This is a genomic window from Mesorhizobium sp. P171375 (genome assembly GCF_057786075.1).
On sequence record NZ_JBYNWF010000001.1, the window covers coordinates 1,677,772 to 1,699,512 of the forward strand.

Here is a 21,741-nt window from a genome sequence, read left to right on the forward strand (position 1 = left end):
GGTCAGGCGCATGATTGGAAAAATCAGGACTTTCCTGGCGCTGAGCCTCGTTGTCGTCGGCTCGCTGGTCCTTGTGCCGCTGCAACTGCTGTCGATGAAGACCGGCATCTGGCGCGAAACCGTCATTCTGAAGGTCTGGCACAGGCTCATCGTCCGCACACTCGGCTTGCGCATCCACGTCAAAGGCAAATTGTCCAGCCAGCGCCCGCTGCTGGTCGCCTCGAACCACATCTCCTGGACCGACATCATGGTGCTCGGCTCTTTTGCCGATGTGACGTTCATCGCCAGGGCGGATATGGAGGGGTGGCCGCTGATCGGCTGGCTGTCGAAGCTGCAACGCACAGTCTTCATCGAGCGTGAGCGCAAGCGCACGGCGGGGGACCAGGCCAACGAGATCGCCAGCCGCATGGCCAAGGGCGATGCCATGGTGCTGTTTGCTGAAGGCTCGACCGGCGACGGCAACACCATCCTGCCGTTCAAGAGCACCTTGTTCGGTGCCGCCTCGATGGCGATTTCGGAAGGCGCGGCCGAGCAGGTCTTCATCCAGCCGCTGGCGATCGCTTATACACGGCTGCACGGCGTGCCGCTCGGCCGCCGTCACAGGTCGATCGCCGCCTGGATCGGCGATCAGGACCTGATGCCGCATCTCAAGGTGCTGATGGCCGAAGGCGCCCTCGACGTCGAAGTGCATTTCGGCGAGCCAATCGTCTTTTCCAAGGGCTCGAACCGCAAGGAGACATCGAGGCTGATGGAAAGCCAGGTGCGCGCGATGATGCAGGCGGCAATCGCCGACCCCCTCCCGAGCCGCTAGCGCAGGCAGTGCGCCTATCGGCGTATCTCGAGAATCGTCTGTTTTTTGTCACGGAAAGGCGTTAGAAGCCGCCGGATGGATTTGAACACGATAGAGCGGAACGACGCCGACATTGCCGCCGAAAGCAAGGTCATGGCGTCCGCCCCGGCCAAAAAGGTCTTCGTCAAGACCTATGGCTGCCAGATGAATGTCTATGATTTACAGCGCATGACCGATGCGCTGGCCGCCGACGGCTATACCGCGACCGACGCCATCGCCGAGGCGGATCTGGTGCTGCTCAACACCTGTCACATCAGGGAAAAGGCGGCGGAAAAGGTCTATTCCGAACTCGGCCGCATTCGCGACATGAAGGCCGAACGCGCGGCAGCAGGGCGCGAAATGCTGATCGGCGTCGCCGGCTGCGTCGCGCAGGCCGAGGGCGCGGAAATCATCCGCCGTTCGCCCGCCGTCGACCTTGTCATCGGTCCGCAGACCTATCACCGGTTGCCCGACGTGCTGGCGCGGGTGCGCGGTGGCGAGAAGATTGTCGAGACCGAATACGCCATCGAGGACAAGTTCGAGCACCTGCCGCAGCCAAAGCGCGCCGAAGTCATCAAGCGCGGCGTCACCGCCTTCCTCACCGTTCAGGAAGGCTGCGACAAATTCTGCACCTTCTGCGTCGTGCCCTACACCAGGGGCTCGGAAGTGTCGCGGCCGGTGGCGCAGATCGTCGCCGAAGCCGAGCGGCTGGCCGAAGCCGGCGTGCGCGAGGTGACGCTGCTTGGCCAGAACGTCAACGCCTGGCACGGCAAGGGCGAAGATGGTGCGGAATGGGGCCTTGGCCGCCTGCTGTTCCGGTTGGCTGAGATTCCCGGCCTGGCGCGGCTGCGCTACACCACCAGCCATCCGCGCGACATGGACGACGAACTGATGGCCGCCCATCGCGACCTGCCGGCGCTGATGCCCTATCTGCATCTGCCGGTGCAGTCGGGGTCCGACCGCATCCTCAAGGCGATGAACCGCAGGCATACGGCCAAGGATTACCTGGCGCTACTCGAGCGCATCCGCGCCGCCCGCGGCGACATCGCGCTGTCCGGTGACTTCATCGTCGGCTTCCCCGGCGAGACCGACGCCGATTTCGAGGCGACAATGGAACTGGTGCGCCAGGTCAACTACGCCTCGGCCTTTTCGTTCAAATATTCGCCGCGCCCCGGCACGCCGGGCGCCGATATGCACGATCACGTGCCCGAAGCGGTCAAAGACGAGCGCTTGCAGCGACTGCAGGCGCTGCTGCTCAAACAGCAGCAGGATTTCGGCCTGAGCCTGGTCGGCAGCACCATCGATACGCTGATCGAGAAGCCCGGCCGTCAGGCTGGCCAGAAGGTCGGACGTTCGCCTTGGCTGCAGCCGGTTATTGTTGATGAAAAGGCCGGCGAAATCGGTGACATTATCCGGGTGCGAATCACGAAGACGGGCTACAATAGCCTGTTCGCCGAATTGGCCTGATGGCCTCGGCAGATGAGGAGAGACGGTTGAGCGCTGCTGAAGTGAAGACTCTGCCCCAGAACCAGACATCCGGGGCCTCTGACATGGCGCACATCGTTCTTACTTTCGACAACAACAAGCTTGCCAGCGCCCTGTACGGCCAGTTTGACGAGAACCTGGCCCGGCTCGAGCAGAAGCTCGGCGTCGACATCCGCTCGCGTGGCAACCAGTTGACCATCAAGGGTTCGGCCTCGGCGGCCGAGCAGGCGCGCCGCGCGCTCGACAATCTCTATGGCATTCTCCAGAAAGGCACCGATATCGGCCAGTCCGACGTGGACGGCGCCGTGCGCATGGCGGTTGCCGCCGACGACCAGCTGACGCTGCCAACGCTGGAGCGCAAAGGCAAGGTCTCGGCCGCCCAGATATCCACCCGCAAGAAGACCATCTATGCCCGTTCGCTCAACCAGGACGCCTATATGCGGGCGCTGGAGCGCTCGGAACTGGTGTTCGGCATCGGTCCCGCCGGCACCGGCAAGACCTATCTGGCGGTGGCGCATGCGGCGATGCTGCTCGAACGCGGCATGGTCGAGCGCATCATCCTGTCGCGACCGGCGGTCGAGGCCGGCGAGCGGCTGGGCTTCCTGCCCGGCGACATGAAGGAAAAGGTCGATCCATATCTGCGGCCGCTTTATGATGCGCTGTACGACATGATGCCGGCCGACAAGGTTGAGCGTGCTATTGCCGCCGAAGTCATCGAAATCGCGCCGCTGGCCTTCATGCGCGGACGAACACTGGCACACGCCGCCGTCATCCTCGACGAGGCGCAGAACACCACGCCGATGCAGATGAAGATGTTTCTGACCCGCCTCGGCGAGAATTCGCGCATGATCGTCACCGGCGATCCGACGCAGATCGACTTGCCCCCAAGCACCAAATCTGGCCTGGTCGAAGCCCTGCGTGTCCTTGACGGTGTGGCCGGCGCGGTAACCGTGCGCTTCAACGATGTCGACGTCGTGCGCCATCCGTTGGTGGCGGAAATCGTCAGGGCCTATGACCGCGACGCCAAGCTGTCGCGCGGCCTCGGCGCCGAGAACTGATGTGACCATGCGGGCCCATGCCTGAAGACATAAAGACTGGCGGCGGGGACAGTTCGGTCCCCGTCGAGATCGATCTGTCGGTCGAGGCTGGCGATTGGCCCGGCGAAGCGGCGCTGACGCTTCTGGTCGACCGCGCCGTGTCGGCTGCCTTTACCGAAACCGCCGCTGCCGGCCACTCCGAACTCAGCATCGTCTTTTCCGACGATGCCCATATCCGCACCCTCAATGCCGGCTGGCGCGGCAAGGACAAAGCCACCAACGTCTTGTCTTTCCCGGCTTTTCCGTTCCCCAAAGGCGGCAAGTTGCCGCCAATGCTGGGCGATATCGTGCTCGCTGCCGAGACGGTCGCGCGCGAAGCGGCCCTGGAAGAGAAGCCCTTCGAGAACCATATCACCCATCTCGTCATCCACGGCCTGCTGCATTTGCTGGGCTACGATCACGAGACCGATGCAGAGGCCGAGGAGATGGAAGCCATCGAGCGCGCGGCGCTTGCAAGGCTTGCCATTCCCGATCCCTACACGTAATGACAAAGGACCAATTGACCGGACGACGATGAACGACAAACCAGAAACTGCCGCCCGCCCCGAGGCTGGCAGTGCGACCAAGCCTTCCGATACGACGGAAGAGGGATCGAGTCCGAGTACCATCACCGGCAGCCCCGCTTCTGGTAGCATTGCCAGCGAGCCATCGCCTGCCGGTCCCTCCCTGTTCGACCGCGTTTTGGGCCTGTTCCGGCAGCGCAACGGCACCAGCCTGCGCGAGGAAATCGCCGGCGCGCTTGCCGAAACGACAAGCGATGCCGAGTCTTTTTCGCCCGGCGAACGCGCCATGCTCAACAACATACTGCGCCTGCGCGAAGTGCGCGTCGAGGACGTCATGGTGCCGCGCGCCGACATCGAGGCGGTCGAGATCACCACGACTTTGGGCGATCTGCTCGGCCTGTTCGAGCAATCCGGCCATTCGCGCATGCCGGTCTATTCCGAGACGCTCGACGACCCGCGCGGCATGGTTCACATCCGTGACGTGCTGGCGCACATCACCAAGGTCGCCCGAGTCAAGAAGGGCAGGACATCGAGGAAGACGCCGGCAACGACGCTTCTCGACCTCGCCCAGGTCGATCTCCGACGCACCATCGGCGACCTCAATCTGATTCGCCCGGTACTGTTCGTGCCGCCCTCCATGCTTGCCTCCGACTTGATGGGTCGCATGCAGACAACGCGCACCCAGATGGCGCTGGTCATCGACGAATATGGCGGCACGGATGGCCTGGCCTCGCTGGAAGACATCGTCGAAATGGTCGTCGGCGACATCGAGGACGAGCATGACGAAGATGAGCCGCTGATCACCCAGACCGGCGAGGGCGTCTTCGTCGTCGACGGCAAGGCCGAGATCGACGAGGTCGCCAAGATGATCGGCGAGGATTTTACCGCCGGCGAGCATGGCGAATATGTCGACACCATCGGCGGCATGATCTTCAACACGCTTGGCCGCGTGCCCGCGCGCGGCGAAGTCGTGCAAGCGATACCCGGCTTCGAATTCCACGTGCTCGACGCCGATCCGCGCCGCGTCAAGCGGGTGCGCATCGTCCAGAACCAGAAGGGCGAGCGCCGCCGCCGCGCAACCGCTCGCACCGAGCAGGCCTGATTTCGCGCTGCATGACGGTCGACGACCCGTTCAAACACGCCACGTTCGGTTCCGGGGTTTTCTATCGGGATCCAAGGGCGGCGTTGATCTGGCTTGAGGCGGCCTTCGGTTTCGAACCGAGCATGGTGGTCAGCGACGCCGACGGACGGCTGGTCCATGCCGAGATGCGTTTTGGCGACGGCTACATCATCGTCGATTCCGAATGGGCCGATCATATTGCCAGCCCGGCAACTGTCGGCGGCAAGAACACCCAGTCGGTCTGTGTGCGGCTGAAAGACGGCCTGGACGCGCATTGCGAACAGGCGAGAGCAACCGGAGCCGAGATCGTCGAGGCGCCCGCCGATCAGTTCTACGGCGAGCGCCAATACCGCGCCCGTGATCCAGAAGGCCATGTCTGGACCTTCACCCAGACCTTGCGCGCCGTTTCGCGCGAGGAGGCCGAGCAGCTGAGCAGCTTCAGCATCGACGGCTGGCACCGGTAACGCAGGGATTGGCCGGTTCGAAGCGAGTCGCATTTCAATAAATCTGATAAATCTTGGCTTCTGATTCGCACGACTTGGGAAGTCTGCATGGAGCGCCTGGCCGGCCGGATAATTCTGCTTTGGGGCTGGCGGCGTGCGCTGCTGGCGTTTCTTGCCGGCGCACTGGCGGTGCTCGCCCAGGCGCCTTACGATTTCTTCGCCGTCTGTTTCGTCTCGTTTCCGCTGCTGGTCTGGCTGCTCGACGGCGCCACCGGCGAGGCTTCCGACAGTTGGCTCAGGCGGCTGCGGCCGGCTTTTGCCATCGGCTGGTGGTTCGGCTTCGGCTATTTCCTCGCCGGCCTGTGGTGGATCGGCGAGGCGCTTCTGGTCGAAGCCGACAGTTTCGCCTGGGCCTTGCCCTTCGCGGTCGTCGGCATTCCTTTGGCGCTGGCGTTTTTCTACGGATTCGCCGCGGTCGTCGCCCGGCTGTTATGGACCAACGACATCGGCCGCATCGCCGCTCTTGCCTTTGCTTTTGGCCTGACCGAATGGCTGCGAGGCTTCCTGTTCACCGGCTTTCCCTGGAATGCCGTCGGCTATGCGGCGATGCCCGTGCCGCTGTTGATGCAGAGCGTGTCGGTGACCGGCATGATCGGCATGAACGCGCTGGCGGTCTTTGTCTTTGCCATGCCGGCTCTGCTCGCCGCGCGCCGGCATCTGCGCCTCGGACTGGTATTGCTTGCCGTTCTCGTCGCCGCCCATGTCGGCTTCGGCTATTTCAGGCTGGCGACCCCCGACAAGCCGGCAACGCACAATCTCGATGTCCGCATCGTGCAGCCGGATGTAGATCTCAGCGAGAAGTGGGACGCTTCGGTGCGCGACCGCATCTTCGCCACCATGATGGGCCTGTCGGCCGCAGCGCCGGATCCCGGTCACAACAAGCCGCAGCTGATCCTGTGGCCGGAGACCTCGGTGCCGTTTCTGCTCACCGAGCGCCCTGATGCGCTGACCGCGCTCGGCGACATGCTGCAGCCGGGGCAGATGCTGATTGCCGGCGTTGTGCGCGAGGAGGGCGGATCGGAGGCCGAGACCGGCAGCCGCTATTACAATTCCGTGGTGGCGATCGACGACAAGGGCGAGATTGCCGACGCCGTCGACAAGGTCCATCTGGTGCCCTTCGGCGAGTATCTGCCGTTTTCCGGTCTGCTCAGCCGCTTCGGCATCGAACAATTGGTCGCCGGGCCGATGAACTTCGCCGCCGGCAATGAGCGCCACCCGATCGTCTTGCCCGGCGGCATAAGCGCCTTGCCGTTTATTTGCTACGAGGTGATCTTTCCCGATCTGGTTTCAGTTGACGCTACGTCATCCCAGCTTATTGTGAATGTCACCAACGACGCCTGGTTCGGCGACACGCCCGGGCCGTACCAGCATTTCAGGCAGGCACAGATTCGCGCGGTGGAAAATGGATTGCCCCTGTTGCGCGCAGCCAACAACGGCATTTCGGCCGTTGTCGATACGCGCGGGCGCGTCGTCGACGCGCTGGCGGTCGATGCGCGCGGTGCCATCGACGTGCGGGTGCCCATCTCCGGCCAGACCTTCATCTCCGCCGCCCAACGGCGCATTAACGGAATGCTGATCATGTTCCTGTTTGCCGCTATCGCCCTCAGCTTGAACGTAAGGCAACGGCTACGGGTGAATTGACAGTCGACACATTAGAAACTCATACTGTTATCGCCTAATTTTCTCGAAGTCGGTTGGTGTTTCTGTTGGGGCAGGTGGCTCCGGCTTCGTTTGGGCAAGAAAAATAGAAAAGGCCGGAAAAATTCGGCGAGGAAAAAATGACAGAAGAAAACAAGAAGAAACCGAATCCGATCGACATCCATGTCGGAAGTCGCGTCCGGCTTCGGCGCAATATGCTTGGAATGAGCCAGGAAAAGCTGGGTGAAAATCTCGGTATTACGTTTCAGCAGATCCAAAAATATGAAAAGGGGACGAACCGCGTCGGCGCCAGCCGCCTGCAGGCAATAGCCTCGATACTCAGCGTGCCTGTCGCCTTCTTTTTCGAGGATGCGCCAGGGCAGGAGCCGGTGGGTAACAGAGGATTTGCCGAGGACGCTTCGATGGCTTTCGCCGTCGAATTCTGCGGCAGTCCGGAAGGACTTCAGCTCAACCGCGCCTTCGTCAAAATAGCGGATGTGAAAGTGCGCCGCCGGATCATCGATCTGGTGAAATCCCTTTCTGCCGAAGATGCCGAGTGATCCGGTGCGTCGATTGACCCATTGGCCGGAGTAGCCCAAGGGGCTCGACTGCCGGCGGCGCCAAGCCGCCGGTGGTACAAGATATATTGCTGCGACATTCATGCCAGAACCGCGGCACCGCTTGACGAGCGGCGCCCGGCACCGTTAACACGTGGCGCGCCAAAATCGGCAGCCCTGCCGATCGTTTTTTCAAGAGGGGACACCCGTGACGCGGCAGAACTACTTCTTCACCTCGGAATCCGTTGCCGAGGGTCATCCCGACAAGGTTTGCGACCGCATCTCCGACGAGATCGTCGATCTGGTCTATCGCGAGGCCAAGAAGACCGGCATGGACCCGTGGAAAGTCCGCGTCGCCTGCGAGACTCTGGCCACCACCAACCGTGTTGTCATCGCCGGCGAGGTCCGGGTTCCCGAGACGCTGCTGAAGAAGGACAAGCAAGGCAACATCCTGATGGATTCCGCCGGCCACCCGGTCGTCAATCCGGCCAAGTTCAAGTCGGTCGCCCGCAAGGCGATCCGCGAAATCGGCTACGAGCAGGCCGGCTTCCACTGGAAAACGGCAAAGATCGAGGTTCTGCTGCACGGCCAGTCGCCTGACATCGGCCAGGGCGTCGACAACGCCGCCGACCGCCAGGGCGAGGAAGGTGCCGGCGACCAGGGCATCATGTTCGGCTATGCCTGCCGCGAAACGCCGGACCTGATGCCGGCGCCGATCTATTACAGCCACAAGATCCTCGAATTGCTCGCAGCCGCCCGTCACGAAAACAACGGCGAGGCCGGCAAGCTCGGTCCCGACGCCAAGAGCCAGGTTACCGTCCGCTACATCGACGGCAAGGCGGCGGAAGCGACGCAGATCGTGCTGTCGACCCAGCATCTCGATGCGAGCTGGGATTCCAAGAAGGTCCGCAAGGTCGTCGAACCTTATATCCGCGAGGCGCTCGGCGATCTCAAGATCGCCGACGATTGCATGTGGTACATCAACCCGACCGGCAAGTTCGTCATCGGCGGCCCGGACGGCGACGCCGGCCTGACCGGCCGCAAGATCATCGTCGACACTTATGGCGGCGCGGCCCCGCATGGCGGCGGCGCTTTCTCCGGCAAGGACACCACCAAGGTCGACCGTTCCGCTGCCTATGCGGCGCGTTACCTCGCCAAGAATGTCGTGGCAGCCAAGCTCGCCGATCGCTGCACCATCCAGCTTTCCTACGCCATCGGCGTTGCCCAGCCGCTGTCGGTCTATGTCGACCTGCACGGCACCGGCAAGGTCGACGAGGCTAAGCTCGAGGAGGCGCTGCGCACCGTGATGGATCTGTCGCCGTCCGGCATCCGCAGGCATCTCGACCTCAACAAGCCGATTTACGCCAAGACGTCGTCCTACGGCCATTTCGGCCGCAAGGCCGGCCGCGACGGGTCCTTCTCCTGGGAGAAGACCGATCTGGCCAAGGCGCTCAAGGACGCGGTCGCCGCCTGAGGGCGGCGCGCGAGCCAGCCATGGATCCAAAGGAAAGGCGGAGCCGGGCGACCGAAGGGTTCTTCGGCCGCCGGCATGGCAAGACCATTCGCCCGCAGCAGGCGGCCGCGCTGGAAAGCGGTCTTGGCGCCTATGGCCTCGACCTCTCGGCCCATGCACCGGCAGACTTGCGCACGCTGTTTGCCGCGGATGTTTCAACGGTTTGGCTGGAAATCGGCTTCGGCGGCGGCGAGCATCTGCTGCATCGGGCCACGGAGGCCCCGGCGGCCGGCTTCATCGGTGTCGAGCCGTTCGTCAACGGCATGGCCAAGCTGATGATGGCGGTGCGGGAAAAGCCGCTCGCCAATCTTCGCGTTCACAATGACGACGCCACGCGGCTGCTCGATTGGTTGCCTCAGGCTTCGCTCGACGGCATCGACCTGCTCTACCCCGATCCCTGGCCGAAGAAAAAGCACTGGAAGCGGCGCTTTGTCAGCCCGCTCAATCTCGATCGGTTCGCGCGTGTTCTGAGGCCGGGCGGAAAATTCCGCTTCGCGTCCGACATCGACACCTATGTTAATTGGACCTTGTTGCACTGCCGGGCGCATGGCGCGCTCCTGTGGCAAGCTGAGGACGCGGCCGACTGGCATCGGCCCTATGAAGGCTGGCCCGGCACACGCTACGAGGCAAAAGCCATTCGCGAGGGCCGGCGGCCGGCCTATCTCACCTTCGTCAGGAAATAGTCCGATGCGGGACCAACGGTCCCGGCATCGTGGTCCGCTTCAGATTTAGAAACGGCCGATCTTGTCGAAAGCGGTCGGGTCCATGCCGAGCCGGCGCAAATCGTTCGCGCGCGGCTTGCGGCCGGCTTCGACGGCCCGCGAGGCAGCAACGGCGCTGCCGAACAGGGCGAAGGCGTCGCCTATGGTGGAAAACACAGTACGCTTGTTCATTGTCTTGACCTTTCGCGCGCCACCGCGCGCCATCTCGGTTTGTGCAATGCAACAGAGATAGGGATGCGACGTCTGAAATCACAGGGCCGTTACCGCATAGGCGGCATGCGCCCCGCGCAATCCTGGCCAGCCGTCGCCAGCTGCACTTTGCCCGGCCCGTCAACAGACTTGAAACACCGGCCGGGATCGTTTATATCAGCCTCAAATTCTTGGTCGGTATGACGAAGAGTGGGTCCACCCGGTCCCGCTCTTTTTTATTACCTGCCGGTCAGTATCAGAGCATGATCCCGAAAAGTGGGACCCGGTTTTCTCGGACAAACGGGAACCGTTTTGTCCGGGGACCATGCTCCAACTAAGAGTTGGATTAGGAACCGCATGACTGCAACGGCAAGCGAAGCCGACGACCGCATCATCCGCGAAAGCGGCATCGATGCGCGCATCGCGCTGATCGTTCAGCCGGTGTTGCGCGGCATCGGTTTCCGCCTCGTGCGGGTGCATCTGTCGGGCCAGAACGGGCTGACGCTGCAGATCATGGCCGAGCGCGAGGACGGCACCATGACCGTCGAAGATTGCGAAGAGGTCAGCCGCGCGGTGTCGCCGGCCCTCGACGTCGACGATCCGATCGAGAAGGCCTATCATCTCGAAGTGTCGTCGCCCGGCATCGACCGGCCGCTGGTGCGCAAGTCGGATTTCGTCACCTGGACCGGCCATCTGGTGAAGATGGAAACCTCGGTGCTGGTCGCCGACCGCAAGCGTTTCAAAGGCAAGATCGCCGAAGCCGCTGAAGACGATGTGCTGATCGAGCGCGACAAGGCCGCTTATGGCGAAGAGCCGACGGTGCGCGTGCCCTATGACGCGATCACCGATGTGCGGCTGATCCTCACCGACGACCTCATCCGCGACGCACTGTCGAAGGACAATCGGGAACGCAAGGAAGCCAAGAAACGCCGCGGCGAGCCGGAAGGCGATGTTTCCGAAGACGCCACGGAAGAACACGAACAGGAATAACGATTGAGCTGCCGGGCCAAAGCTCCGGCACCCAGTTCGGGAGATAAAGACATGGTTGTAAGCGCCAACAGACTTGAACTGCTGCAGATCGCCGATGCGGTCGCGCGTGAAAAGTCGATCGACAAGTCGATCGTCATCGCCGCAATGGCCGATGCGATCCAGAAGGCTGCGCGCTCGCGCTACGGCCAGGAAACCAACATCCGCGCCGACATCAACGCCACCACCGGCGAGATGAAGCTGCAGCGGCTGATGGAAGTGGTCGAGAAGGTCGACGACTACGCCACCCAGATCGCCATCTCCTCGGCGCGCGAGCGCAATCCCGACGCCCAGCTCGGCGATTTCATCGCCGAACAGCTGCCGCCGATGGATTTCGGCCGCATCGCCGCCCAGTCGGCCAAGCAGGTCATCGTGCAGAAGGTGCGCGAGGCCGAACGTGACCGCCAGTATGACGAATACAAGGACCGCATCGGCGAGATCGTCAACGGCACCGTCAAACGCGTCGAATATGGCAACGTCATCGTCGATCTCGGCCGTGGCGAGGCGATTATCCGCCGCGACGAGCTGATCCCGCGCGAAAACTACAAGTATGGCGACCGCGTCCGCGCCTATGTCTACGACGTGCGCCGCGAACAGCGCGGCCCGCAGATCTTCCTGTCGCGTACCCATCCGCAGTTCATGGCCAAGCTCTTCACCATGGAAGTGCCGGAAATCTACGACGGCATCATCGAGATCAAGTCGGTTGCCCGCGATCCGGGCTCACGCGCCAAGATCGCCGTCATTTCGCGCGATAGCTCGATCGATCCGGTCGGCGCCTGCGTCGGTATGCGCGGCAGCCGCGTTCAGGCCGTCGTCGGCGAATTGCAGGGCGAGAAGATCGACATCATTCCGTGGTCGCCTTCGGCCGCGTCCTTCATCGTCAACGCGCTGCAGCCGGCGGAAGTCGCCAAGGTCGTGCTCGACGAAGATGCCGAGCGCATCGAGGTGGTGGTGCCGGACGACCAGCTGTCGCTGGCCATTGGCCGCCGCGGCCAGAACGTGCGTCTTGCTTCCCAGCTCACCGGCTGGGATATCGACATCCTGACCGAGGCCGAGGAATCCGAGCGCCGCCAGAAGGAATTCGTCGAACGTTCGTCGCTGTTCATGGAAGCGCTCGATGTCGACGAGATGGTCGGCCAGGTGCTGGCCTCCGAAGGCTTCACCAGCGTCGAGGAAGTTGCCTATGTCGATTCGGGCGAGATCGCCTCGATCGACGGCTTCGACGAAGACACCGCTTCGGAGATCCAGACCCGCGCCCGCGAATATCTGGAGAAAATCGAAGCCGAGCATGACGAGAAGCGCAAGGCGCTGGGCGTCACCGACGAGCTGCGCGAAATCCCCGGCGTCACCACCGCCATGATGGTGACGCTCGGCGAGGATGGCGTGAAGACGATCGAGGATTTCGCCGGCTATGCCGCCGACGACCTCACCGGCTGGAAGGAACGCAAGGACGGCGAGACCAAGGTCTATCCGGGCGTTCTCGCCAATCACGGCGTGTCGCGCACTGACGCCGAGCAGATGGTTCTGGCAGCCCGCCTCAAGGCCGGCTGGATCACCGAAGACGAGCTTGCAGCCGAACAGGTCCCGGCTGACGAAGCTGTTGGTGCGTGAGGTGAAACCGCATCGCACACAACCCGCCCCAGGACGAGATGAACGATCGCACCTGCATCGTTACCCGCAGGCAAGCCGAGCCGGATGAGCTGATCCGTTTCGTCGTCGGCCCGGATTCGGCCGTCGTTCCGGACATCAAGAGAAACCTGCCCGGCCGTGGTTGTTGGGTGAGCGCCGACCGCCTACATATCGACAAGGCGGCGGCGAAGAACCTGTTTGCTCGCGCCTTCAAGGCGCAAGTGGCCGTGCCGCCAGATCTCGGTGGCATGGTCGACGGACTGCTTGCACGATCCGCTCTGGGCATGCTCGGCCTTGCTCGCAAGGCCGGCGCGATCGCTCTAGGCGCCACCAAGGTCGAGAGCGCGGTGCGCAGTGGACTGGCGCTTTTCGTGCTCCACGCGACCGAAGCATCCGACGACGGCGTGCGCAAGATCAGCCAGGCGCGGCGGGCAACTGTCCACCTCGGCGGCCCTGCAGTCCTTGCCTACAAACTTTTCTCCGAGGCCGAGTTGAGCTTGGCATTGGGGGGCACAAATGTGATACATGCTGCCGTTCTCGCGGGAGACGCGGGCAAGGCGGTTGAGAAGCGCATGGTTGCGCTCGACCGATATCGGGGCGGAACCCCCGACGATCTGGCAATGCTTGCGGCCGTTGCTGACGAAGATGATGCTGCAGAGGATATGGAATGAACGATACGAAATCGGGCGACGACAAGACGTTGAGTGTTACACCGAAGAAGACCTTGACGCTGAAGCGCCCCGGTACCGAGCAGAGCGTCGTGCGCCAGAATTTCTCGCATGGCCGCACCAAGCAGGTCCAGGTCGAGATCAAGAAGCGCAAATTCTCCATGCCCGGCGACAAGCCGGAGCCGGTGGCTGCACCCGTTTTGACGCCCAAGCCCGCGGTTGTGGCAGCCCCCGTGGTGCAGGAAGCGCCCAAGGCACCGCCCCCGCCGCCGCCGGTCGAACGCAGCGGCATGGTGCTGAACGAATTGTCGCGTGGCGAAATGGAAGCCCGGCGCAGGGCGCTCGAAGGTTCGAAGGTTCGCGAAGTCGAGGATCGCCAGCGCGCCGCCGAAGACGCCAAGCGCCGTGCTGAGGACGAGGAACGCCGAAAGCGCGAGCGCGAGGAATCCGCGCGCCGTCAGGCCGAGGAAGAAGCTCGTCTGCAGACTGAGGCCGAGTCCCGCCGCCGTGCCGAGGAAGAGGCGCGCCGTCGCGCGCCGCTGGCCGCCGAACTGGCGACGGTCGATGACGAGGAAGAGGTCAAGCCGAAACGCACCGGCGTCGGGGCACCGGTTCGCCGTCCGGTCACGCCCGAAGTGGCGCGTCCGGCCAAGCCGACCAAGGCTGAGGAAGACCGTCGTCGCGGCAAGCTGACCCTCAACACGGCGCTTTCCGACGAGGATGCGCGCGCCCGCTCGCTGTCGTCGATGCGTCGCCGCCAGGAAAAATTCAAGCGCGCGATGCACAATGAGCCGCGCGAGAAGGTTATGCGCGAAGTGATCCTGCCCGAAACCATCACCATCCAGGAACTGGCGCAGCGCATGTCCGAGCGCGCCGTCGATGTGGTCAAGTACTTCATGAAGCAGGGCCAGATCCTGAAGCCGGGCGACATTATCGACGCCGACACGGCTGAACTGGTCGCCACCGAATTCGGCCACACGGTCCGCCGCGTCGCTGAGTCCGACATCGAGGAAGGCCTGTTCAACATCGCCGACAATGCCGAAGACCTGGTGTCGCGGCCGCCGGTCGTGACCATCATGGGTCACGTCGACCACGGCAAGACCTCGCTGCTCGACGCCATCCGCAATGCCAATGTCGTCTCCGGCGAAGCCGGCGGCATCACCCAGCATATCGGCGCCTACCAGGTCGAGAAGAACGGTCAGAAGATCACCTTCATCGACACGCCCGGCCACGCCGCCTTCACGGCGATGCGCGCCCGCGGCGCCCAGGCCACGGACATCGCCATCCTGGTGGTGGCGGCCGACGACAGCGTCATGCCGCAGACGATCGAATCGATCAGCCATGCCAAGGCGGCAGGCGTTCCGATCATCGTGGCGATCAACAAGATCGACAAGCACGGCGCCGATCCGCAGAAGGTACGTTCGGAACTGCTGCGCCATGAGGTGTTCGTCGAATTGATGGGCGGTGAAGTGCTGGACGTCGAGGTCTCGGCGATCAAGGGCACCAATCTCGACAAGCTGCTCGAGGCGATCCTGCTGCAGGCCGAAATTCTCGATCTCAAGGCCAATCCGGACCGCACCGCCGAGGGCGTCGTCATCGAAGCCCAGCTCGACAAGGGCCGCGGCCCCGTCGCCACCGTGCTGGTGCAGACCGGCACCTTGATGCCGGGCGACATTCTCGTCGCCGGCAACGAATGGGGCCGGGTGCGCGCGCTGGTCAACGACCGTGGCGAACAGGTCAAGGAAGCCCCGCCGGCTATGCCGGTCGAGGTGCTTGGCCTGCAAGGCACGCCGCAGGCCGGCGACCGCTTCGCCGTCGTCAACAACGAGGCCCGCGCCCGCGAGATCACCGAGTATCGTCAGCGTCTGGCCCGTGAGAAGGCGGTGGCCAAGCATGCCGGCCAGCGCGGCTCGCTCGAACAGATGATGTCGCAGTTGCAGACGAGCGGGCTGAAGGAATTCCCGCTGGTCATCAAGGGCGACGTCCAGGGTTCGATCGAGGCGATCAGCGCTGCTCTGGACAAGCTCGGCACCGACGAGGTGCGTGCGCGCATCGTTCATGCCGGCGCCGGCGCCATCACCGAAAGCGACGTGTCGCTGGCGGAGACCTCGGGCGCCGCCATCATCGGCTTCAATGTCCGCGCCAATGCGCAGGCACGTGCTGCCGCTGTCGCTGCCGGTATCGAGATCCGCTACTACTCAATCATCTACAACCTCGTCGATGACGTGAAGGCGGCGCTTTCCGGTCTGCTGTCGCCGGAACGTCGCGAGACCTTCATCGGCAATGCCGAGATCCTCGAGATCTTCGACATCACCAAGGTCGGCAAGATTGCCGGCTGCCGTGTCACCGAAGGCAAGGTCGAGCGCGGTGCGGGCGTACGCCTGATCCGCGACAACGTCGTCATCCACGAAGGCACGCTGAAGACGCTCAAGCGCTTCAAGGACGAAGTTGCGGAAGTCCCGGGCGGTCAGGAGTGCGGCATGGCCTTCCAGAACTACGAGGACATGCGCGTCGGCGACATCATCGAGTGCTTCCGCGTCGAGATGGTGACCCGGACGCTCTGAGTTCGTATACTGTCGATACGACCGGGCGGTGGTCGAAAGACCGCCGCCCTAACTTTAATGCCTGTCGCCCAAAAGTGCGTAGCGGTTTTGGGATAAACGACATGCATAGAACAAGTATGAGACGTGCGGCACGGTCCTATCCCGCGCCTCACGCTTTCAGGATTGAGAAAAATGCCCCGTCCAACCGTCTCCAGCCCATCCCAGCGCATGTTGCGCGTCGCCGAACAGGTGCGCCATGCACTCTCCGAAACCTTGCAGCGCGGCGAGATCATCGATCCGCTGATCGAGAATACCGTGGTGTCGGTCTCGGAAGTGCGCATGTCGCCCGACTTGAGGGTTGCCACTGCTTTTGTCTCGCCGCTCGGCGCCAAGGATACCGGTGCCGTGATCGACGCGCTCAACAAGCACGCGAAATTCGTCCGTGGCCGCGTCTCCAGCGCGCTCAGGCAAATGAAATTCATGCCTGAGTTCCGCTTCAAGCTCGACACGTCGTTCGACAATTTCGCCAGGATCAACGATCTCTTGAAGTCGCCCGAAGTCGCGCGAGACTTGGGTGCCGATGGCGAAGACAAGAACAAGGACGAGAAATAGTGGGGCGCCGCGGCAAGAAGAAGGGCCGGCCGATCTCCGGCTGGGTGGTGCTGGACAAGCCGGTCGGCATGGGCTCGACCGAAGCCGTCTCCAAGATCAAATGGCTGTTCCAGGCCGAAAAGGCCGGCCATGCCGGCACGCTCGATCCGCTGGCCTCCGGCATGCTGCCGATCGCGCTCGGCGAGGCCACCAAGACCGTGCCTTACGTCCAGGACGGCGCCAAGATCTATCGGTTCACCGTCGCCTGGGGCGAGGAGCGCTCGACTGACGACCTCGAGGGTCCGGTAACGCAAAACTCCGACCGGCGTCCGGCCGAGGTCGACGTCAGGGCGCTGCTGCCGAAATACACCGGCGTCATCATGCAGACGCCGCCGCAATTCTCGGCCATCAAGATAGCGGGCGAACGCGCCTACGATCTCGCCCGCGAGGGCGAGACGGTCGACATACCCGCGCGGGAGATCGAAATCGGCCGCCTCGATATTGTGGAGCACGCTGCCGACCGCACCCTGTTCGAGGTCGAATGTGGCAAGGGCACCTATGTGCGCTCGCTGGCCCGCGACATGGGCCGCGACCTTGGCTGCTTCGGTCATATCGCCGAACTACGCCGGGTTGAGGTAGAGCCGTTCACCCAGGAAGATTTCGTCACCGTCGCTGAGTTGGAGGCCGCCCGTTTCGGCGAACAGCGCGAAGCTGACGGCGACGCCGATGTTGTCGATGCGCCGATCGACTTCGGCGCCATCGATGCGCTGCTTGTCGATACGGCGGCCGCGCTCGACTGCCTGCCGCAGATCGCCATCAGCGACGAAGCGGCGACCAAGATTCGTCTTGGCAATCCCGTCATCATCCGCGGTCGCGACGCGCCCGTGGAAGCCGAGGAAGCCTGCGCCACCGCGCGCGGCAAGCTTGTCGCCATAGGCGCCATCGAGCAAGGCATGTTCAAGCCGAAGCGGGTCTTTGCCGGCTGACCACTCTCGTCTAGTTTCACTTCGAGGTTACATCCGAGGGGCAGATGGCAAAGGCTGAGGCTGTGAAGAAGCGGGCGCCGGTGAAAACGCGGCGACCGCCGGTCGGCGCCTCGCCGGGCACGCTGATCGCCGATCCGGCGGCGCGCCGCTCCGAGCTCCGGCTGACGCTGATCTCACCGGAAAAATTCAAGACCATCGACAAGGCCAGCATTGATGATCTCAACACCCATTGCGACAACTGGCCGGTCGTCTGGCTGGATTGCACCGGGCTGGCCAACATCCAGCTGATCGAGGAGATCGGCCGGATTTTCAACCTGCATCCGCTGGCTCTGGAAGATGTCGTCAACACCGGCCAGCGGCCGAAGGTCGATTTCTTCGAGGATCACGCCTTCGTCGTCATGCGCATGATCGACGACGTCAAGGTGCATCGCTACGAACAGATCGCGGCGTTCTTCGGCAGGAATTTCGTCGTCACCTTCCAGGAGCGCGAGGGCGATCCGTTCGATCCCGTGCGCAAGCGCATTGCCGCCTCGCTGCCCAACCGCTTGCGGATGCGCGGCGCCGACTATCTGGCCTATGCGCTCATCGACTCCATCGTCGACAGCTATTTCCCGCCGATTGAGGCCGCGAGTGAGGAGGTCGACGGCATTGAGGACGAGATGCTCAACACCCCGCACAAGCATCAGATGCGGCAACTGCACGAATTGCGGCGCGACGCCAATGTGCTCAAGGGCGTGCTGTGGCCGATGCGCGACGCACTGGCGACGCTGATCCGCAACGACGTGCCCTATGTGAAGCCCGAGACGAAGATCTTTTTCAACGACACGCTCGACCACGCACTGCGGCTGATCGAGCTGGTCGAGAACCAGCGCGACATGCTGACCGGCCTTATCGAAATGCATCTGTCGCTGAGCCAGGCGCGCACCAACGATGTCATCTCTTATCTGACCATCGTCTCGGTGATCTTCATGCCGCTAACCTTCCTAGTTGGTATCTGGGGGATGAATTTCGACCCCGAAAGCTCGCCATGGAATATGCCGGAACTGAAAGCCTATTACGGCTACCCGGCTTCGCTGCTGTTCATGCTGGCCGTTGCTGTCGGCCTGATCGTCTTCTTCAAAAGCAAGAAGTGGCTCTAAATGCATGTCGCCCAGAAGTGTCAGCGGTTCTGGGTCAACGACATGCAGAAAAGATCTCAAGCGCGTACCCCACGCGCTTGAGGCCTCCGGCATCAGGGAAATCTTGAATTCCCCGGGGAAAGCCTGCGACAAGCCGGCTTTATGAATTGGGCTGGTGTTTTCAGGGGAATTGCCCTATATGCGCCGCAGCATCGCGCCATGTCGCGTTGCTTGCACCGGCCCCTGCTGGACGACATCCCGGCTGAGGGCGACCCGTTTCCTCAAACAGATAAGGAAAAACACGATGTCGATTACTGCCGAGCGCAAAAAGGAATTGATGGGTGAATTCGCAACCGCCAAGGGCGATACCGGGTCTCCGGAAGTCCAGGTGGCCATCCTTTCCGAGCGCATCAAGAACCTGACCGACCACTTCAAGGACCACAAGAAGGATAACCATTCCCGCCGTGGTCTGCTCGCTCTCGTCTCCCAGCGCCGCAGCCTGCTTGATTATCTCAAGCGCAAGGATGACGCGCGCTATCAGACGCTGATCGAGAAGCTCGGTCTGCGCCGTTGACGAATTGACCGGCGGGCTTTCTTCGGAGAGCCCGCCGGTCGCGCATTCTGCCAGTCGCATCGATTGGCCAGACCCGGTTTCGAGCGTGCAGAGGGCCACTCGAAACCGCCCATGGACGGTCATGGGGCAGGATTGCAGGACGCTCGTGCGCTTATCCAGCGCCGAAATTTACCCGAGCTTCCCGTTGTCTTGCCCGTGGCTGCCCGAGAAAGGAAGCCAGGGAAAGGGCATCCGCGCACCGTGAAACGGCGCGGCCCTTTCCGCTTATTAAGGACAAGACATGTTCAATCACCACAAAGTGGAAATCGAATGGGGCGGCCGTCCGCTCATCCTGGAAACCGGCAAGATCGCGCGTCAGGCTGACGGCGCGGTGCTCGCGACCTACGGCGAAACCAAGGTTCTCGCCACCGTCGTTTCGATGAAGGAGCCGAAGCCGGGTCTCGATTTCTTCCCGCTGACCGTCAACTACCAGGAAAAGACCTACGCCGCCGGCAAGATCCCGGGCGGCTACTTCAAGCGCGAAGGCCGTCCGAGCGAAAAGGAAACGCTGGTTTCCCGTCTCATCGACCGCCCGATCCGCCCGCTCTTCGCCGACGGCTACAAGAACGACACCCAGATCGTCGTCACCGTCGTCCAGCATGACCTCGAAAACGATCCGGACATCCTGTCGATCGTTGCCACCTCGGCCGCTCTGACGCTCTCGGGCGTCCCCTTCATGGGCCCGGTCGGCGGCGCCCGCGTCGGCTACATCAACGGCGAATATGTGCTCAACCCGCATGTCGACGAGATGCAGGAATCCAAGCTCGACCTCGTTGTCGCCGGCACCGCCGACGCCGTTCTGATGGTCGAGTCCGAAGCCAAGGAACTTGGCGAAGAGCTGATGCTCGGCGCCGTCATGTTCGGCCACAAGGGCTTCCAGCCGGTGATCGACGCCATCATCAAGCTGGCCGAAGTTGCCGCCAAGGAGCCGCGCGATTTCACCGCGCCGGATTATTCCGCTCTTGAAGCCGAGATGTTGAAGATCGTCGGCGACGAGCTCAGCAATGCCTACAAGAACGTCGACAAGCAGAAGCGCTACGCCGCCGTCGACGCCGTCAAGGCCAAGGTCAAGGCAGCGTTTGCCCCCGCCGAAGGCGAAGACGCCAAGTACACCTCCGAGCAGATCGGCTCGGTGTTCAAGGAACTTCAGGCCAAGGTCGTGCGCTGGAACATCCTCGACACCGGCTCGCGCATCGACGGCCGTGATCTCAAGACCGTCCGCAAGATCGTCTCCGAAGTCGGCGTTTTGCCGCGCACCCACGGTTCGGCGCTGTTTACCCGCGGCGAGACCCAGGCGCTGGTCGTTGCCACGCTCGGCACCGGCGAGGACGAGCAGTATGTCGATTCGCTGACCGGCATGTACAAGGAGAAGTTCCTCCTTCACTACAACTTCCCTCCCTACTCCGTCGGTGAGACCGGCCGCATGGGTTCGCCGGGCCGCCGCGAAATCGGCCACGGCAAGCTCGCCTGGCGCGCCATCCGTCCGATGCTGCCCTCCGCTGACCAGTTCCCCTACACGCTGCGCGTCGTCTCGGAGATCACCGAGTCCAACGGCTCGTCGTCGATGGCGACCGTTTGCGGCACCTCGCTGGCGCTGATGGATGCCGGCGTGCCGCTGGCCAAGCCCGTCGCCGGTATCGCCATGGGCCTGATCAAGGAAGGCGAGCGCTTCGCGGTTCTGTCCGACATCCTGGGTGACGAAGATCACCTCGGCGACATGGACTTCAAGGTCGCCGGTACCGCCAACGGTATCACCTCGCTGCAGATGGACATCAAGATCGAGGGCATCACCGAGGAGATCATGAAGATCGCGCTGGACCAGGCCAAGGATGGCCGCCAGCATATCCTCGGCGAGATGGCGCATGCTCTGACCGGCGCCCGCCCGGAACTCGGTGAGTTCGCACCGCGCATCGAGGTCATGCACATCCCGACCGACAAGATCCGCGATGTCATCGGCTCCGGCGGCAAGGTCATCCGCGAGATCGTCGAGAAGACTGGCGCCAAGATCAACATCGAGGATGACGGCACGGTCAAGATCGCTTCGTCGAACGCCAAGGAGATCGAGGCGGCCAAGAAGTGGATCCACACCATCGTCGCCGAGCCGGAAGTCGGCGAGATCTACGAAGGCACGGTCGTCAAGACCGCCGACTTCGGCGCTTTCGTCAACTTCTTCGGCCCGCGTGACGGCCTCGTCCACATTTCGCAGCTTGCCAACGACCGGGTCGCCAAGACCTCGGACGTCGTCAAGGAAGGCGACAAGGTCTGGGTCAAGCTGATGGGCTTCGACGAGCGCGGCAAGGTCCGCCTGTCGATGAAGGTCGTCGACCAGGCCACCGGCAAGGAAATCGTCCGCGACAAGAAGGCCGAAGGCGAAGAAAACGCCGCCTGAGCGGTCTGATAGTGAAATTGAA

General features: G+C 62.9%; 20 protein-coding genes. 19 read left to right on the forward strand and 1 reads right to left on the reverse strand.

What is annotated here, in order from left to right; all coding sequences use genetic code 11:
- The first annotated feature begins 10 nt into the window (after positions 1-10).
- The 10 genes from olsA to trmB all read left to right on the forward strand — a co-directional run bounded on the left by olsA (position 11) and on the right by trmB (position 9,928).
- Positions 11-811 carry a lyso-ornithine lipid O-acyltransferase gene (gene olsA / locus ACYHH6_RS08150; RefSeq protein ID WP_352587139.1) on the forward strand — a complete coding sequence of 267 codons (801 nt, stop codon included), beginning with the start codon at positions 11-13 and terminating at the stop codon, positions 809-811.
- A 132-nt stretch (positions 812-943) separates the two neighbouring features.
- Positions 944-2,296: a tRNA (N6-isopentenyl adenosine(37)-C2)-methylthiotransferase MiaB gene (gene miaB, locus ACYHH6_RS08155; protein WP_488500509.1), complete on the forward strand. Its 1,353-nt coding sequence runs from the start codon at positions 944-946 to the stop codon at positions 2,294-2,296.
- 83 nt (positions 2,297-2,379) lie between these two features.
- A complete protein-coding gene (locus ACYHH6_RS08160) occupies positions 2,380-3,372 on the forward strand; it encodes a PhoH family protein (protein WP_434221176.1) in 993 nt (330 codons plus the stop codon).
- Between the two features lie 17 nt (positions 3,373-3,389).
- Complete coding sequence (gene ybeY / locus ACYHH6_RS08165; RefSeq protein WP_352587142.1) at positions 3,390-3,896, forward strand: rRNA maturation RNase YbeY; 507 nt, start codon at positions 3,390-3,392, stop codon at positions 3,894-3,896.
- A gap of 28 nt (positions 3,897-3,924) precedes the next feature.
- Entirely contained in the window at positions 3,925-5,016 is a 1,092-nt protein-coding gene (locus ACYHH6_RS08170; protein ID WP_352587145.1) for a hemolysin family protein, read from the forward strand.
- An 11-nt stretch (positions 5,017-5,027) separates the two neighbouring features.
- Entirely contained in the window at positions 5,028-5,498 is a 471-nt protein-coding gene (locus tag ACYHH6_RS08175) for a VOC family protein (protein WP_352587148.1), read from the forward strand.
- 87 nt (positions 5,499-5,585) lie between these two features.
- Entirely contained in the window at positions 5,586-7,178 is a 1,593-nt protein-coding gene (lnt, locus tag ACYHH6_RS08180; protein ID WP_352587151.1) for an apolipoprotein N-acyltransferase, read from the forward strand.
- A 137-nt stretch (positions 7,179-7,315) separates the two neighbouring features.
- A complete protein-coding gene (locus ACYHH6_RS08185; protein WP_112566421.1) occupies positions 7,316-7,735 on the forward strand; it encodes a helix-turn-helix domain-containing protein in 420 nt (139 codons plus the stop codon).
- A gap of 205 nt (positions 7,736-7,940) precedes the next feature.
- Entirely contained in the window at positions 7,941-9,206 is a 1,266-nt protein-coding gene (gene metK, locus ACYHH6_RS08190) for a methionine adenosyltransferase (protein WP_112566418.1), read from the forward strand.
- 20 nt (positions 9,207-9,226) lie between these two features.
- Positions 9,227-9,928 carry a tRNA (guanine(46)-N(7))-methyltransferase TrmB gene (gene trmB, locus ACYHH6_RS08195; protein WP_352587154.1) on the forward strand — a complete coding sequence of 234 codons (702 nt, stop codon included), beginning with the start codon at positions 9,227-9,229 and terminating at the stop codon, positions 9,926-9,928.
- A gap of 45 nt (positions 9,929-9,973) precedes the next feature.
- Here trmB and ACYHH6_RS08200 read toward each other — a convergent pair whose 3' ends face one another.
- Entirely contained in the window at positions 9,974-10,138 is a 165-nt protein-coding gene (locus ACYHH6_RS08200; protein WP_352587157.1) for a hypothetical protein, read from the reverse strand.
- A gap of 375 nt (positions 10,139-10,513) precedes the next feature.
- Here ACYHH6_RS08200 and rimP point away from each other — a divergent pair, with 375 nt between their 5' ends.
- The 9 genes from rimP to pnp all read left to right on the forward strand — a co-directional run bounded on the left by rimP (position 10,514) and on the right by pnp (position 21,719).
- Positions 10,514-11,146, forward strand: a complete 633-nt coding sequence (gene rimP, locus ACYHH6_RS08205; RefSeq protein WP_352587160.1) for a ribosome maturation factor RimP — start codon at positions 10,514-10,516, stop codon at positions 11,144-11,146.
- Positions 11,147-11,197: 51 nt separating this feature from the next.
- Positions 11,198-12,793 (forward strand): transcription termination factor NusA, encoded by a 1,596-nt coding sequence (gene nusA, locus ACYHH6_RS08210; RefSeq protein ID WP_142868410.1) that lies wholly within the window; start codon positions 11,198-11,200, stop codon positions 12,791-12,793.
- Between the two features lie 38 nt (positions 12,794-12,831).
- Positions 12,832-13,482: an RNA-binding protein gene (locus tag ACYHH6_RS08215; RefSeq protein WP_352587163.1), complete on the forward strand. Its 651-nt coding sequence runs from the start codon at positions 12,832-12,834 to the stop codon at positions 13,480-13,482.
- On the forward strand, positions 13,479-16,043 hold the full coding sequence (gene infB, locus ACYHH6_RS08220; RefSeq protein WP_488500420.1) for a translation initiation factor IF-2: 2,565 nt from the start codon (positions 13,479-13,481) through the stop codon (positions 16,041-16,043). Before ACYHH6_RS08215 ends, infB begins: the two co-directional genes overlap by 4 nt.
- Positions 16,044-16,214: 171 nt before the next feature.
- On the forward strand, positions 16,215-16,634 hold the full coding sequence (rbfA, locus tag ACYHH6_RS08225) for a 30S ribosome-binding factor RbfA (protein ID WP_352587168.1): 420 nt from the start codon (positions 16,215-16,217) through the stop codon (positions 16,632-16,634).
- The gene (gene truB / locus ACYHH6_RS08230) at positions 16,634-17,599 is read left to right on the forward strand and encodes a tRNA pseudouridine(55) synthase TruB (RefSeq protein WP_352587171.1); all 966 of its coding nucleotides are present in this window, start codon (positions 16,634-16,636) and stop codon (positions 17,597-17,599) included. Before rbfA ends, truB begins: the two co-directional genes overlap by 1 nt.
- Before the next feature lie 44 nt (positions 17,600-17,643).
- Positions 17,644-18,738, forward strand: a complete 1,095-nt coding sequence (gene corA / locus ACYHH6_RS08235) for a magnesium/cobalt transporter CorA (protein WP_352587174.1) — start codon at positions 17,644-17,646, stop codon at positions 18,736-18,738.
- Between the two features lie 178 nt (positions 18,739-18,916).
- Positions 18,917-19,291 (forward strand): 30S ribosomal protein S15, encoded by a 375-nt coding sequence (gene rpsO / locus ACYHH6_RS08240; RefSeq protein WP_281401875.1) that lies wholly within the window; start codon positions 18,917-18,919, stop codon positions 19,289-19,291.
- A gap of 280 nt (positions 19,292-19,571) precedes the next feature.
- Entirely contained in the window at positions 19,572-21,719 is a 2,148-nt protein-coding gene (gene pnp / locus ACYHH6_RS08245) for a polyribonucleotide nucleotidyltransferase (protein WP_112566388.1), read from the forward strand.
- Positions 21,720-21,741 lie beyond the last annotated feature (22 nt).

Excerpts from the sequence above, each read along its gene's own strand:
- infB (WP_488500420.1), top strand. The coding sequence starts at position 13,479 with ATGAACGATACGAAATCGGGCGACGACAAGACGTTGAGTGTTACACCG.
- ACYHH6_RS08170 (WP_352587145.1), top strand. The coding sequence starts at position 3,925 with ATGAACGACAAACCAGAAACTGCCGCCCGCCCCGAGGCTGGCAGTGCG.
- ybeY (WP_352587142.1), top strand. The coding sequence starts at position 3,390 with ATGCCTGAAGACATAAAGACTGGCGGCGGGGACAGTTCGGTCCCCGTC.
- ACYHH6_RS08160 (WP_434221176.1), top strand. The coding sequence starts at position 2,380 with ATGGCGCACATCGTTCTTACTTTCGACAACAACAAGCTTGCCAGCGCC.
- rbfA (WP_352587168.1), top strand. The coding sequence starts at position 16,215 with ATGCCCCGTCCAACCGTCTCCAGCCCATCCCAGCGCATGTTGCGCGTC.
- trmB (WP_352587154.1), top strand. The coding sequence starts at position 9,227 with ATGGATCCAAAGGAAAGGCGGAGCCGGGCGACCGAAGGGTTCTTCGGC.
- rpsO (WP_281401875.1), top strand. The coding sequence starts at position 18,917 with ATGCGCCGCAGCATCGCGCCATGTCGCGTTGCTTGCACCGGCCCCTGC.
- miaB (WP_488500509.1), top strand. The coding sequence starts at position 944 with ATGGCGTCCGCCCCGGCCAAAAAGGTCTTCGTCAAGACCTATGGCTGC.
- rimP (WP_352587160.1), top strand. The coding sequence starts at position 10,514 with ATGACTGCAACGGCAAGCGAAGCCGACGACCGCATCATCCGCGAAAGC.
- olsA (WP_352587139.1), top strand. The coding sequence starts at position 11 with ATGATTGGAAAAATCAGGACTTTCCTGGCGCTGAGCCTCGTTGTCGTC.
- ACYHH6_RS08185 (WP_112566421.1), top strand. The coding sequence starts at position 7,316 with ATGACAGAAGAAAACAAGAAGAAACCGAATCCGATCGACATCCATGTC.
- ACYHH6_RS08175 (WP_352587148.1), top strand. The coding sequence starts at position 5,028 with ATGACGGTCGACGACCCGTTCAAACACGCCACGTTCGGTTCCGGGGTT.
- lnt (WP_352587151.1), top strand. The coding sequence starts at position 5,586 with ATGGAGCGCCTGGCCGGCCGGATAATTCTGCTTTGGGGCTGGCGGCGT.
- nusA (WP_142868410.1), top strand. The coding sequence starts at position 11,198 with ATGGTTGTAAGCGCCAACAGACTTGAACTGCTGCAGATCGCCGATGCG.
- corA (WP_352587174.1), top strand. The coding sequence starts at position 17,644 with ATGGCAAAGGCTGAGGCTGTGAAGAAGCGGGCGCCGGTGAAAACGCGG.
- pnp (WP_112566388.1), top strand. The coding sequence starts at position 19,572 with ATGTTCAATCACCACAAAGTGGAAATCGAATGGGGCGGCCGTCCGCTC.
- ACYHH6_RS08215 (WP_352587163.1), top strand. The coding sequence starts at position 12,832 with ATGAACGATCGCACCTGCATCGTTACCCGCAGGCAAGCCGAGCCGGAT.
- ACYHH6_RS08200 (WP_352587157.1), bottom strand. The coding sequence starts at position 10,138 with ATGAACAAGCGTACTGTGTTTTCCACCATAGGCGACGCCTTCGCCCTG.